The sequence below is a fragment of the Clostridium sp. B9 genome (assembly GCF_050509515.1).
Classification (GTDB): domain Bacteria; phylum Bacillota; class Clostridia; order Clostridiales; family Clostridiaceae; genus Sarcina.
On sequence record NZ_JBNWKA010000003.1, the window covers coordinates 2,587,949 to 2,601,890 of the forward strand.

12 protein-coding genes are annotated in these 13,942 nt (G+C 27.3%); 4 read left to right on the top strand and 8 right to left on the bottom strand.

Features of this window, described 5'->3' with window-relative positions:
* Positions 1–55 precede the first annotated feature (55 nt).
* Both ACQZHJ_RS11310 and pulA read right to left on the bottom strand, forming a co-directional pair.
* Positions 56–1,057, bottom strand: coding sequence for a polysaccharide deacetylase family protein (locus ACQZHJ_RS11310; RefSeq protein ID WP_430485659.1), 1,002 nt, complete (start codon positions 1,055–1,057; stop codon positions 56–58).
* A gap of 174 nt (positions 1,058–1,231) precedes the next feature.
* Entirely contained in the window at positions 1,232–3,196 is a 1,965-nt protein-coding gene (pulA, locus tag ACQZHJ_RS11315) for a type I pullulanase (protein ID WP_430485661.1), read from the bottom strand.
* 181 nt (positions 3,197–3,377) lie between these two features.
* Between pulA and lepB the strand changes: the two genes are divergently transcribed.
* Positions 3,378–3,917 (top strand): signal peptidase I, encoded by a 540-nt coding sequence (gene lepB, locus ACQZHJ_RS11320; protein WP_430485662.1) that lies wholly within the window; start codon positions 3,378–3,380, stop codon positions 3,915–3,917.
* A 126-nt stretch (positions 3,918–4,043) separates the two neighbouring features.
* Here the strand turns inward: lepB and ACQZHJ_RS11325 are convergent, their stop codons facing one another.
* The 3 genes from ACQZHJ_RS11325 to ACQZHJ_RS11335 all read right to left on the bottom strand — a co-directional run bounded on the left by ACQZHJ_RS11325 (position 4,044) and on the right by ACQZHJ_RS11335 (position 7,532).
* Positions 4,044–4,880 carry a hypothetical protein gene (locus ACQZHJ_RS11325; protein ID WP_430485663.1) on the bottom strand — a complete coding sequence of 279 codons (837 nt, stop codon included), beginning with the start codon at positions 4,878–4,880 and terminating at the stop codon, positions 4,044–4,046.
* A gap of 170 nt (positions 4,881–5,050) precedes the next feature.
* Entirely contained in the window at positions 5,051–5,320 is a 270-nt protein-coding gene (locus tag ACQZHJ_RS11330) for an ATP cone domain-containing protein (RefSeq protein ID WP_430485664.1), read from the bottom strand.
* Positions 5,321–5,510: 190 nt separating this feature from the next.
* Positions 5,511–7,532, bottom strand: a complete 2,022-nt coding sequence (locus ACQZHJ_RS11335) for an LTA synthase family protein (RefSeq protein WP_430485665.1) — start codon at positions 7,530–7,532, stop codon at positions 5,511–5,513.
* A gap of 466 nt (positions 7,533–7,998) precedes the next feature.
* Here ACQZHJ_RS11335 and ACQZHJ_RS11340 point away from each other — a divergent pair, with 466 nt between their 5' ends.
* Positions 7,999–8,637 (top strand): hypothetical protein, encoded by a 639-nt coding sequence (locus ACQZHJ_RS11340; RefSeq protein ID WP_430485666.1) that lies wholly within the window; start codon positions 7,999–8,001, stop codon positions 8,635–8,637.
* A 34-nt stretch (positions 8,638–8,671) separates the two neighbouring features.
* Here ACQZHJ_RS11340 and ACQZHJ_RS11345 read toward each other — a convergent pair whose 3' ends face one another.
* The 3 genes from ACQZHJ_RS11345 to ACQZHJ_RS11355 all read right to left on the bottom strand — a co-directional run bounded on the left by ACQZHJ_RS11345 (position 8,672) and on the right by ACQZHJ_RS11355 (position 11,615).
* A complete protein-coding gene (locus ACQZHJ_RS11345) occupies positions 8,672–9,748 on the bottom strand; it encodes an anti-sigma factor domain-containing protein (protein WP_430485667.1) in 1,077 nt (358 codons plus the stop codon).
* 14 nt (positions 9,749–9,762) lie between these two features.
* A complete protein-coding gene (locus ACQZHJ_RS11350; RefSeq protein ID WP_430485668.1) occupies positions 9,763–10,434 on the bottom strand; it encodes an RNA polymerase subunit sigma in 672 nt (223 codons plus the stop codon).
* 230 nt (positions 10,435–10,664) lie between these two features.
* A complete protein-coding gene (locus tag ACQZHJ_RS11355; RefSeq protein ID WP_430485669.1) occupies positions 10,665–11,615 on the bottom strand; it encodes an aromatic acid exporter family protein in 951 nt (316 codons plus the stop codon).
* Positions 11,616–11,766: 151 nt separating this feature from the next.
* On the opposite strand from ACQZHJ_RS11355, the gene ACQZHJ_RS11360 reads away from it, so the two are divergent.
* Positions 11,767–12,408, top strand: coding sequence for an undecaprenyl diphosphate synthase family protein (locus tag ACQZHJ_RS11360; protein WP_430485670.1), 642 nt, complete (start codon positions 11,767–11,769; stop codon positions 12,406–12,408).
* Positions 12,409–12,427: 19 nt separating this feature from the next.
* Positions 12,428–13,921 (top strand): phytoene desaturase family protein, encoded by a 1,494-nt coding sequence (locus tag ACQZHJ_RS11365; protein WP_430485671.1) that lies wholly within the window; start codon positions 12,428–12,430, stop codon positions 13,919–13,921.
* Positions 13,922–13,942 lie beyond the last annotated feature (21 nt).

Below are 13,942 nucleotides of genomic sequence, written 5' to 3' on the forward strand. Positions count from 1 at the left end.
CTACATAATAAAAAAGTTGCCTTGTATATTACAAAACAACTTTTAACCTATAATATTAAACGGATTTACTATCTGAAGTATTTGAAATATCCTTATCAATAGTATTATCAGTTTGAGTAGTACTATTTACTGGTGAATTCTTTATTACTTTAAAAGCATACCCTTGCTCCTTAAAGAATTTTATTATTGCTGGTAACGCTTGTACTGTTTCTTTTTTAGAAGCTGCATCATGCATTAATAATATTACATGATTTAAAGATTTTAAATTTTTCCCTGCATTTTGTACATACTGATCTATTGTGTAATGTCTTCCTGTAGCATCACCTGTTTCAGCATCCCAGTCTATGCTCACTATATTATCCTTAGCAAAGGCTTCATCTAAAGCTTTTAAATGCGGATCTCTATAATATCTTCTTGACATATATCCACCTGGCATTCTGACTACTCTAGCATTAAAATTCTCACCTAAAACACTTTGCATTATTTTATTAGTTTCATTTAATTCATTCATAAATCTCTCTACATCAACAGAATTTCCTGGATATAGTGTCTTATAATCATGTGAAAAACTATGATCAGCTACTGCATTTCCTTGTTCAACTTCTTCTTTTAATAATTGTTGATTTTCCTTGTTATCCTTTAATGCTGATCCTATATCAAAAAATGTAGCATGTACCCCTTCATCTTGTAATATTTTTAATATTTGTTTTGTATTCTCACTTGGACCATCATCAAATGTTAAAAACACTTCTTTTTCAGTATTTTTAGATTTTCCTTCAAGCATTAACTCTACTTGATCTGCACTAACTGCATATGAATCTGCAGCATATATAATATTTTGATTTGGCATAATATCTGTTGCTTTTGGTTTCTCTGGTTTCTCAGCTTCTTTATTAGTTCCTTCGGCAATAGCTTTAGTCTTTGTTTTATTCCCTTCATTTCCTAATGCTTTAATACCAAATCCAACTCCTCCAAGCACAACAACAGCTAAAGCTACTGCTGCTATCCTTCTTTTCATATACTTTTTACGTCTTTCTTCTCTTGCGTTGCTACTCATTGTTAAGTTCATCTCCATCTATATAATCAAAAATAATCTAATCTACTTTATCTATATTAAAACTTTAACAACGATAATTTGTTACAATTTGTTTAATATTTGTTCATATTATAAATTATTATAGAAAAAGTTGTACTAAAACATTAATTTTAGTACAACTTTTCTGTTTTGATGTTAATCAAATTTTATTAAAACAAGAGCCTCTTTCTTATCTACTCTATAAACGCCCTGTGCTTTTGATATAATATTTTTTCCTGCAACATTTTTATTAACTAAAATTCCCCATTGACCTTTCGGTAATTTTATTTCAGTTTTTTTGTCCTGTCCATTAAACACTACTATTATTTCTTTTTTTCCATCTTTAACTCTATAGGTCACTACATCCTTGTCATTTAAACCAAGCTCTTCATTTATAAATGATAATTTTTCTCTTATTTCCTTACTTGAACTTAATCTAAAAGACTTAAATTCTTTTCTTAACTCAATTAATCCTTTATAGTAATCAAATAAATTTCTATATTTTATTTTTCTATTCCAGTCAATTTTATTTACAAAGTCACTTGATTTATAGCTATTTTCAACGAAATTACCTTCTTTATCTATTTTTGTTCTAAATAATTCTTCGCCGGCATGTATAAATGGTATTCCTTGAGATGTTAAAACTATAGCTGCTGCAAGCTTATTCATCTCTAAAAGTTCTTCTTCTGAAATATCTTCATCTACAATTTTTAATTTATCATGCAATGTATTATTATCATGAGCTGAACAATAATTTATTGTTTGATAAGGTTCATTAGCCCAAGCTTCATCAGAATAATTAACTTTATCATAATCTATTTCACCATGATAAGTAGATGCCACTACACCAAACTTTATACTCTCCTCAAAATTTGATCCTCCATTTATAAATCCTGATTCCATTAAGTTAGCAACATGTCCTTTTATGCCATCTCTCATATCATCACTAAATGCAGCTATCTGTAATTCCCCAAATTTATTTATATTCTTTTTAAAACAAGCTTCATCCTCTGATAAAGGTGAATTACCACCAATCCATCCTTCTCCATATATTATTATTGACTTATCTATTAAATCCATTTCTTTTCTTATTTCTTTTAATGTTTCTATATCATGTAATGCCATTAAATCGAATCTAAATCCATCTATATGATATTCTTTAGCCCAATACTTCAAAGATTCTATCATATACTTTCTAACCATAAGCCTTTCAGAAGCTAATTCATTACCACATCCTGACCCATTAGAAAACTCTCCATTTTCATCCTGTCTATGGTAGTATCCTGGGCATGAAAGGTTTAAGTTTGAGTCTTCTCCTGAATAGGTATGATTGTACACAACATCCATAACAACTCTTATTCCTGCCTCATGAAGCTTTAAAACCATTTCTTTAAATTCTCTTATTCTTACATCTCCATGATATGGATCTGTTGAGTATGATCCTTCTGGAACATTATAGTTAGTAGGATCATATCCCCAATTGTATTGAGGTATTTCTAAATGTTCTTCATCTATAGAACCAAAATCAAAAGATGGAAGAATGTGAACATGTGTTACTCCTAACTCCTTCAAATGATCTAATGTGGTTTTAGTTCTTGTTCCAGGTATTACTGTATTACTCTCAACTACTCCAAGAAATTTACCTTTTAACTTTTCATCTACTCCAGAGCTATCATCTATAGAAAAATCTCTAACATGCATTTCATATAAAATTGAATCAACAACTTCCATTAATTTCGGTTTTTTATCGCTTGTCCACTTTTCTGGATTTGTTTCCTCTAAATCAACAACCATAGCTCTATATCCATTGACTCCTAAAGCTTTACAATAAGGATCTACAAAGTCATGTTCAAAATTTTCTCCTTTTATATGATATTTATAGTATATTCCATTTAGATTTCCCCTTTTAATTGCTTCCCATACTCCAACTTCATTCTTATTCATAGGAATTTTTTCAATTAAAGATTCAGTATTTCCATCTCTATAAAGCATTAATTCCATTACCTTAGCTTCTGGTGACCAAACTCTAAATATAGTTTCATCTTTACTATAAATAGCCCCTAACTCACCATCATAATAAAATTTATTATCAAACTCTTTAGAATATAATTTCTTTCTCATAAAACACTCTCCCTCTTTTTCGGTAACGTTTCCAATAAAATGTATATTAATTACAGTTCATTAATCTAATTATATTAAAGCCAAGATTAATTTTCAACTAAAACTTAAATATTAGTTCTTATTTTTCCATATTTTAAATATTCTAATAGTATATTTAAAATGTTTAGAGGTGTTTAAGCAAATGAAGTATTCTTCTTACTTTTTAAATCCACCTGATAGTTTTTTTAAAATATTAATATCAATTCTAGGAATTCTTATTTTAGTCCTAGCCTTCTTTCTAAATAATATATTTATAGCTATTGTAGATGGTTCCTCAATGGAAAATACAATTCATAATAATGATATATTACTAGTTAATAAAAAAGCATACTCTATTTCATCTCCTCAGAGATATGATATTATAAACGTTTATGCACCATATAAATATGACAATTTTTTGGTTAAAAGAATTATTGCTCTACCTGGGGATATAATAGAAATAGACAATTCCTCTCTATATATTAACGGTGAAGAAATCCATGAAAATTATATAAAGGAAACTATGACTCTCCAATACTACCTAAAATTAAAAGTACCAAAAGACAAATATTTTGTAATGGGAGATAATAGAAATGTAAGCTTAGATTCTAGATATTTTGGTCTTATATCACTTGACGATATTCAAGGTAAAGTAATGATTAAATATTGTTGTAAAAACCATAAATTCAGTTTATTTAATTAAAGGAGATTTTAAGCCAATGTTGATTTTTAGATATAAATAATAGAACCTCTTTGCAAAATTAAGTTAGGTCTGAATAAGCATCTAGAAATCAACAACAACTTAAAACATAGCCTTTAATTTAAGTACTTAGTTAAGTTCTTTAGTTATATCATCTTTTATCTCTTTAACTTTCCAAGTGTTTTGATCAACTGTATACTGACATATGAATGCTGGTTCTGGTTTTCCGCTTGGTTGATAATACTTGTCTATTATAAAACCAGTACTTCCATCCCCTAAATCATAAACTTCATCTGATTTCAATTTTATAAATTGATCCTTTTTTATTACTCCTAAGCCTTTTACAAGATCTAAAGCCTTTTCTCTTTTTGCATTTTCTGCTGATATCTTCTTATTTTTTTCATCTTCTATTTCTTGATTTTCAGTTTGAATTCCTAAATTTTTATTAAGCTCTTCAATCTTATTATTTGCTGAATCTAAAGTTTCTTTTAATTCATCTTTTAATGGTTCAGCTTCTGCAACTGCTTCACTTAATATATCTTTAGCCTCTTTATAATTGCCCTCTTTCTCTAACTTGTTTACTTTTTCTATACTTGCATTTAAATTGTTTATTATTTCCTTATCCTTACTAACTTTGTCTTTTAATTCATTAACATTATCTTCAATTAATGAAACCTCTTTGTTGTCTTCTAATTTATCTATACTCTCCATTGCTACGTCTAATTTAAATTCCTCATAAGCCTTATGTGCAATAACATAATCATAAGCTAAATTATAAAGATTCTGAGCCTCTTCATCCTCAGGATTTTCTTCACTTGCAGTATTAAATAAAGCTGCTGCTTCTTCAAAATCTCCCTTTTCCATAGCAGTTTTACCTTGGGTAATTAACTTATTATTTCCTCCACATCCACTTAAAACACCGATCATAAAAGTTACTATAATACCAATTACTAATTTCTTTTTCATCCCCTAAATTCTCTCCCTATAATAAATATATTTTATCTATTTAAAAATAATTGTTGATTTTCAAATAGTACTAAAAGATTATTCTATATTAATTTTATTAACCTTTAAAAATCAAGTATCATTGATAATATATAACTATTTGAAAATCAACCCTAATTTAAACTACAGTTTTATTTTTTATAATCAGTATAAGCTTTAACTACTTCTTCAAATTTTTCATTTTTTAATGTACCTATTATCACACCTATAACTTCATAACTAGAAGTAGGTGTATCTTCTCCTCTAAGGTCTCTTATGATTTTTTCAACATCTTTAGCTATAACATTAACATCTGAATCATTAAGAGTTAAATCTAAATCATTGGCTGCATTCATTAAACTAGTTGCTAACTTCTCAACTTTAAAAGCTTCTCTTCTTCCATCTTTTTTTATTATATTCATAGGTAAAACCTCCCATTTGCTTTTTTTATTTTAATACTTACACTAAGTATAACATTTACATTTTCTTCTTAAAAGTTCTTTTTTATACTCGTTTACATTTAAATCTACCCTATCTATTATTTCAATAATAATTTTTAAAAATTAAACAAAAAAATTGATCATATTCATAAAAATGAATATGATCAAACTGTTACTTAATCTCTAAAGTATTGCTTGAGCTTAATACCTTATCATATTTTCCTATTTGTCCCACAGAAATTTCCTTCATCTTTGAAGCAATCTCAGTAGTTGTAATAGTATTTTTATCAACAAAAGTTGTTTCTACCTTCTTACCATTTATCATTATTGAACTTTTATAAGTAAAGTTATTACCTTTTACCGTTAATACACCATTATTTATACTGTAACTATCTACAGTAATAGGCTCTAAGCCAAGCTTCATATTAGTTCTCTTATATTTATTTTTTTCATCTCCAAGTATGTATTTATCACCAAAAAGCATATCGTACTGAAGAAGCTCAAAATCTTTATCGTAATTAGCATCATTTTTATAAGCCTCATGGAATGTTGGCATAACCCCTGAAACCATATCTAACTGTTCTAAAATATAAGTAGTTAATTCATTAGCTTCCATTGTAACATCCTCTTCTTTTTTGAGACCAATATTATCCCATATAAAGAAATCTGATAGGTATTTATCATCTTCTTTCAAAACAGTTTCATCTTCATTTATAACTTTTAATGATGGTAAATGATCTCCAAACATCGCTATAACTGTTGGTTCACCTGATTGTTCTGCATAGTCTATAAGTTCTCCAATGTACTTGTCAACTCCATTTAGCTTATTTATTAAACATTGAAGTTCATCTTTCTCTGCTTTAGATATATTACCGTTAACCGTATAATTCTCATAATCTGAACCTGAATATCCTCCATGACTCTCTACTGTTATATTATAAATAAACTGTGGTTTATCATTTTCACCCATTAATTTTTCAATAGGCTTTATGTTTAATACATCTTCTGGATATTCCCATGATTCATTAGTTGGTTTATCCATATATTCCATTGGAACATAGTTATCAAAACCTAAGTTAGGAAATACAGTATCTCTATTATAGAAATTTCCTTCATAATTATGAACAACACTAGTTTCATAACCTAAGTCATGTAGCACATATGCTAAACTTTCAACTGGCTGTTTCTTTAGAATATTATTATTAGGTATTTCTCCAACTGGTAAATAATCTGTACTTAAACCAGTTAAAACCTCAAATTCACTCCTAACAGTTCCTCCACCATAAGTTGGAACCTTTAAAAATCCATTTGTTGACTCACGTGCAAACTTTCTATAATTAGGTATTGGATCCTCAGTAAAAGTTAACCCTTCTATTCTACTTGGGTCCATGAATGATTCTAATTGAACAATTATTATATTAGGATATTTTTTAACATCATTAGATACCTCAGCCACATCCTCTGAGCTCGCAATCTCATTCTTTTCAACTAAACCATTTTTGATATCATCAATAGAACTTTTACTATAGTTTTCAGGTTCTTTAACACTAAACCCTGCAGCAGTATCTAAAAATGAATATACAAATCCATTTTGATGATACGAAGCTGGTAAATCCCATCTATAAACTTCTATACTCCCTTTTATACTTCCATAAAAAGAAGCTGTTATTATACCAATTAAAGGCACAACAATAAATCCATATGGATTTAAAACCTTATTTTTACTCTTATATCTTTCACTAAACCATAAAGCAACTATTATAGCTATAACTAAAACTAAAGCTATTAAAACATATTTTATAATCCCTGCATTTAGATAATTACCTGCAATAGCTATTCCATCTTTAATAGAAAACATATCTGCCCATATAAGTGGCGTTCCTCTAAAACCTAGTATTACTCCACTTGCTATATAAAATCCCATAATAATTGTTCCTATTATTCCATATACCATTCTTGTTTTCTTGAATAAAAACGAAATTGAGGTAAATAATAAAAATATCAAATAATTTAAAACAAATAAATTTCTGCTATTTTCCCAAAAAGCTTTACCATTTTCTATTGAACCTCTCTGAAATGATTCACCTAAAAAAACTAAAAGGAATGATAATCCTATCCATAAAATTAAGTTTATCCCTAAATTTGTTAAAGTTTTTTTATTTCCTAAAAGTTCCTTAAAGTATTTCTTATTCATTTAATGCCTCCCTTTGTTAATCCTATTAAAGCATAAATACACTAAAATAATTTTCATATAATTAAATAATTCATCCCCATTATCCATTAAACTTTATACTGAATATTCTAACGTATTTGATAGACTTATTCCATTTTAAATTTGTTAACATTTAATAAATGAATATTTTTCTTTTTAGAATATATTATTCAATATATTACTTTTAATTATATTTAGTATAGTTTTTTCTAGTAATTTTATTATTTTAATTTAATTATAGCATTTTTCGTTAACACTTTATTAATATTATTCTTTTATCATGAAATGGGATTCTAAATTGCCAATATATTATTTTTTTGCTGATATATGCAAGTAATATACTAATAAAAGAAGTAATTAACATACAAATAGCTAATTCATTTTAATTATTCTTTTTTTAATTAATGATATATTTATAAAGAAACTATTTTTAGATTGGAGAGTACATATGAAAGATTTTTTATCTTTGAAAATCAAACCATTAAATAAAAAATTTGAAAAAAAGTCATCATTTTTCTCATTTGCTATCTTTCTAGTAATTTTAATATCTATAATATATATGCTTTATACAAACTCACTTCAAAAATTTTCATATAAAACATTAAAAGATATTAGAGATAATATAGCAGTATTTTCAGCATATGCCTTTGGAATTTCAATAGCTATGTTTTTAGTAAGAAGATTTCTTAAATATATTCAACCCGCTAAATTAGCAAAAGAAGAAGAATTTCTTGCTAAATCGAAAACTTTAAAACCAGCCGTTGAAAAATTTGAAACTGTTAATATATCAGGTTTTAAAAAATTATTACAATTTATTGCTATTTTCCTTAGACAATGGCATATACCTATATCTATATTAGCATTTTCAATAATATTGATTCATGCCTATATAAGCTTACATTTTGGAATAAGTAAAGATAAAATTTCATTTATTTTTGGATACTATATAGGAATTATAGCTTTAATAGATTTAATAGCATTAATAATCTCAGGTATTTTTCGTACTGCTAATAAAGGTAAGAAATTACATATGCTTTTAGGTATATCTTTTATTATATTAATGCTTTTACATATAACTATAATATAAAAAGCGTGTTATACTCCATAACACGCTTTTTTTACTAATCATCACTTTCTTCTAAATCATCTGAACCACTATCATCTTCTTTACTGTCATCACTATCATCAGATTCATAGCTTTCTTCTACCTCAATAGAATCTTCAGCTTCTTCGTATTCTATTGGTTCCTCTTCTTCATGCTGAGGAGTTATATCGTCAAAATCATCTTCATAATCATCATTTTTTTCATCCATTTTATTCTCCTCAGGGTCATCATAGTCATCACTATCATTACTTTCCAGCTTTGAGTCGTCTTCTAAATCATCATCATTATCCAAATCATCTTCTGAATCTTCTTCTAATAAATCCTCAAGTTCATCTAAGTCATCATCATTCAAAAACTTTATTTTTTTTCCTTTTTTTAATTGTTCTATTATAAAACTAACATCATCATCATCTAAATCTAAATCATCTAAATCAATTTCCGCTTCATATCTACCTAAGCTTATACCCTTCTTCTCTGCTTCTTTAAGCTCTTTTTCAGTTCCTTTCATGTATGCTACATTAGATGTTTTAAATACTTCTTTGATTGTTCTTTGAACTCTATCTTCATATTCTTTATTGTCATTTCCATTAATAAATGTAAACCCAACAAGCATATCTGAATTATCTAAATTATAGTTATTAGTAAGCAATATATCCCTTATTTCTTCCATACCTGCTTTTAATTCCATACCTTTTACACTATCAAATAATTTTTCTGCATCTTTATTTAAAGACTTAACCTTCAATATTTTTTCATCATGACTTAACTCTAACTGTAAACTTGGATTTATATCCATACTTACAACTGCATACCCCTTAGTAGGAAGTAGTATATTTACAATATTGCTAAAGAATATTACAAATATTGCTGCTATTGCTGCTATGGGCATTACAAATCTTTTAAAAGGTATAACTTTCCCACTTGCTTTATTCTTACTATCAAGTTCAATAATATCTTCTGAAAAAAACATTATTGAATCTCCAATTTCGCAACTTCCCTTGTTTTTAAGCCTTACCATATCTCCAGTATTCTTTAAAGCAATTATATAATCATCTTTTATTTCAACAATTATTCCTTTAAGAATTGTATTCAAAGCCCCATTCCCCCTTACTTTCTTATCCATAGTTTTAAATTTCTTAAGTTTTTATAAAATATAATAACTACAGATATTATAAACTTCTTACTTCTTTTGATTATTTTTTCTGTAACAGAGAATTTCACTGATATTTTCTTTATAGGAAGTCTCCTTTTTTCATACATAAAAGAAGTGAATTCCTTTTCTTTACTTACATCTTCAGAAAGATTAATTGCATTATTTCTAGTATCTTCATGCTTTGGAGATTCATCAACTAATTCTTCAAAAGTAAAGCCAAATAGGCTTATATCAGCTTTTAAAAGACCTATTTCTTTTACTAGTAAGTCCTTATCTTCAACTGGATTTTTATAATTCTCTGGAATTTCATACCCCTCATCTAGTAAAGCCTCCATTGAAAGATCATTATTATCCTTATTTCCTCCTTTTAAGAAGCTTTTTATTCTACTTGAAATAACAAGTTTGGCAAAAGCATGAAAGTTCCCCTTCCCTTCTTCAAATCTGTATAATGCCTCTGTAAACGCCATTAATCCAATACTAAATTCTTCACTATTATCCATTGAAACATATTTCCCAGTAGTGTCTGATACTGTTTTGATTATAAGTGGTATGTGATCCTCTATTAAATCATTTATCTCTCTTTGTGTAAGATTCAATTTTTCCTTTAAAGTTGCTACACTTAACATACTCTCCCTCTTTCTTATTCATAGGAATCTCTTTCCTCCACTACTATATACATACATAATTTTAAATTTTGGTACTATTTTAGCATAGTTATTAGCTTTTTTTTGTTTATTAATCTGTTTTTAACATTTTATTAATCACAGTTAAATCTAAGTTAAATTTTATTAATACCCCATAATAAAAAGAAGAGAATGTACTAAAAACTATTTTAATACATTCTCTTCTTAATTTTTTACTTTAAGTTGCTTTCTCTCTTAGTTTCTATAAAAAATTCTAAATCATTTAGGAACTGGTATAACATTGCTCTATTCTCAAATTCTTCTCTTGTAACAGGTAAGGCTTGTTCACTTAACTCTCGTCTTAATCTGTTTAACCTATTCATTAATATATTTACATTAACTTCTTTCCCTATTACAGAAGCTAATTCTTCAGTAAAGTTTGCCACAAGTTCTGTTTGCTTAACAGCCATAGATATTCTCGCAAAGTGTTCTCTCATATATTTTAATACTTGAAGTTGAACCCCTCGCATTTCAATATAGTGAACATAATATCTTACATCTGAGAACAAGTAATTATTAAAATTATCATCTGCTCTTTTTTTTGCTATTTCTATCCTTTTTTCTAATTCATCAAAAAGGCGTTGTTGATTTATTGAAACACTATGAGTTCTTAAGGAATATGCCATATCCATAAATATTTCTTTTATCTTATCTGATATATATTCTATATCCGCTTTTATTTTTTCTTCATTCTTTGGCATATAACTATTTAACACTAAAGCAACTCCAACACCAACTAACATAAGTCCAATTTCATTCATAATCCAATGAACTGTAACTGTCTTTTCAACTAAAAGATGTGTTACTAATACTGAACTTACTACTATTCCATCTGTAACTCTAAGTCTTACAGTTAAAGGTATAAATAATAAAACATAAATACCAAAGACAACAGAATTAAATCCTAAAGTTAAAAATAGTATAGATGAAATAAATAACGCAACTAAAACAGATTCTATTCTCCTTATAGCAATTTCTAAAGATTCTCTTTTTGTACTTTGAATACTAAGAATAGTTATTATACCTGCTGCTGGCCAATAGCTTAGTCCAAATTCCTTGGATATTATCATAGCTATTACGGCTCCAATTCCAGTTTTCCATGTTCTAACACCTATAAATCTCATTTTCCATCTCCGCTAATTAACTATGATTATATGATTATATATATATATAATCATATAATCATTTTTTAAATTAATCAAATCTATGCATTTTATTTCTTAAATTGGGAATACTTCTATTTGAACTTAAATTATAGAAAGGGTTGAAAATATTATGAGAATTCCAAAACATATAGGGGTTATACCTGATGGCAATAGAAGATGGGCCGTAATAAATGGCCTAGAAAAAGATAAAGGTTATTTCCATGGAATTGACCCTGGACTTGAACTTTTTAAACTTTGTCAAAAGTTAGGTATTGAAGAAGTAACATACTATGGATTCACAACAGATAATGCTAAAAGACCTTCTTATCAAAAAGAAGCCTTTATAGAAGCTTGTATAAAATCAGTAGAGCTTATTGCAAATGAAGATTGTGAGTTATTAGTAATCGGAAATTCTGATTCTCCAGTATTTCCAGAAGAACTAAAAAAATATACAAAACGTACTAAACTAGGTAATGGTGGTATTAAAGTAAACTTTCTAGTTAACTATGGCTGGGAATGGGATTTAAATTTATTAAAAGGTAGTGACTTAAAGTTTAAAAATATATATGATAATATACAATCTAAAGATATTTCTAGAATTGATTTACTAATAAGATGGGGTGGCAGAAGCAGATTAAGTGGCTTCCTTCCAGTTCAATCAGTTTATTCTGATATGTATATAATAGATGATTTATGGCCTAATTTCACAGAGAAACATTTCCTTAATGCTATTAACTGGTATGATCAACAAGATGTTACCTTAGGTGGCTAAAAATTAGGAGTGATTACTTATGAAGAAAAAAGCCATAATAATAGGGGCTGGTATAGGCGGATTAGCTACTGCTATTCGCCTTCTTTCTAAAGGCTTTCAAGTTGAAATATTTGAAAAAAACAAGTTTGTTGGCGGTAAAGTAAATATTATTTCATATAAAGATTTTAAAATTGACTCTTCTGCATCTATATTTATGATGCCAAAACCATATTTAGATTTATTTAAAGATATAAATAAAAATCCTAAAGACTATTTTAAATTAATAGAATTAAAAACATTGTATAGGGTCTTTTCTGAAAACAATGTTTATTTTGATATTTACTCTGATTTTCTAAGAACTACTAACTCTATAGAAAAACTCTTTAATGAAGATAGTTCTAACTATTATAAATATATTTCAGAAAGTTATAGACGTTATTTATTAATCGATAAGTACTTTCTAAATAGAAATTTTTTAAAGTTAAATGATGTACTAAATCCAAATACCATAACTAGCTTATTTAAAATTCATCCTTTTAAAAATTGCTATAAAACTATAGAAAAATACATAAAGAATGAATATTTAAGAATCTTCCTTGGATTTCAATGTATGTATATAGGCGAATCACCTTTAAAAAGTTCTAATGTATTTAACTTAATTCCATCAGCTTCTCAAGTTTACGGACTTTACTATATAAAAGGTGGAATGTATTCATATATAAAGACATTAGAAAAGTTATTTTTTGAACTAGGTGGTAAAATGCATTTATCCTCGGAAGTAACAAGCATACTCATGAAAGAAAAAAAAGCTATAGGTATTTCTTGTAATCATAAATATAGTTATTCTGACTTAGTAATTTGTAATTGCGACTTTAGCTATGCAATAAAAAGTTTAATACCAAGAAAATTATCACCTAAAAGATATACGAAGAAAAACATAGCTAAACTAAACTACTCATGCTCAACATTCATACTTCATCTATTCTTGAATAAAAGATATTCTAATTTAGATGTTCATAACATAATTTTAAATAAAAATAAAGAAGAAAGCTTACTAGCACCATTTATTTCACATTCTCTACCAAAAGAATTTATATACTATATTTATTGTCCTAGCACCATAGACAGAAGCCTTGTTCCTAATGGTTGTGAATGTATGAATATAATTTTAAGAGTTCCAAATCTCAATAAGTGCAAATATAAATGGAATCATATTCAAATAAAAGGATTAAGAGATAAAACTCTATATAACATAAGTAGAATTAAAGGCTTGGAGGATATAAAAGAGCATATAATCCATGAAAAATATACTACTCCTCTAGACTTTAAAAATGATTATAACTGTTTCTTTGGTTCTTCATTTGGTCTTAATCATAATCTTTTACAAACAACTGCTTTTAGACCACAAATTACTCAAAAGAACCTAAAATCTCTTTATTTTGTAGGTGATTCAATACATCCCGGTGCTGGAATATCAATGGTTTTAATATCTAGCAGGCTATGTGCAAATAAAATTATAAAAGATTTTAAATAATACTTTGAGATTTCACATAAA

Bases quoted from the DNA above. Each gene is read 5' to 3' on its own strand.
- ACQZHJ_RS11355 (WP_430485669.1), bottom strand. From the start codon at position 11,615: ATGAGATTTATAGGTGTTAGAACATGGAAAACTGGAATTGGAGCCGTA.
- ACQZHJ_RS11330 (WP_430485664.1), bottom strand. From the start codon at position 5,320: ATGAATATAATAAAAAAAGATGGAAGAAGAGAAGCTTTTAAAGTTGAG.
- ACQZHJ_RS11360 (WP_430485670.1), top strand. From the start codon at position 11,767: ATGAGAATTCCAAAACATATAGGGGTTATACCTGATGGCAATAGAAGA.
- pulA (WP_430485661.1), bottom strand. From the start codon at position 3,196: ATGAGAAAGAAATTATATTCTAAAGAGTTTGATAATAAATTTTATTAT.
- ACQZHJ_RS11325 (WP_430485663.1), bottom strand. From the start codon at position 4,880: ATGAAAAAGAAATTAGTAATTGGTATTATAGTAACTTTTATGATCGGT.
- ACQZHJ_RS11365 (WP_430485671.1), top strand. From the start codon at position 12,428: ATGAAGAAAAAAGCCATAATAATAGGGGCTGGTATAGGCGGATTAGCT.
- ACQZHJ_RS11350 (WP_430485668.1), bottom strand. From the start codon at position 10,434: ATGTTAAGTGTAGCAACTTTAAAGGAAAAATTGAATCTTACACAAAGA.
- ACQZHJ_RS11310 (WP_430485659.1), bottom strand. From the start codon at position 1,057: ATGAGTAGCAACGCAAGAGAAGAAAGACGTAAAAAGTATATGAAAAGA.
- ACQZHJ_RS11335 (WP_430485665.1), bottom strand. From the start codon at position 7,532: ATGAATAAGAAATACTTTAAGGAACTTTTAGGAAATAAAAAAACTTTA.
- lepB (WP_430485662.1), top strand. From the start codon at position 3,378: ATGAAGTATTCTTCTTACTTTTTAAATCCACCTGATAGTTTTTTTAAA.
- ACQZHJ_RS11340 (WP_430485666.1), top strand. From the start codon at position 7,999: ATGAAAGATTTTTTATCTTTGAAAATCAAACCATTAAATAAAAAATTT.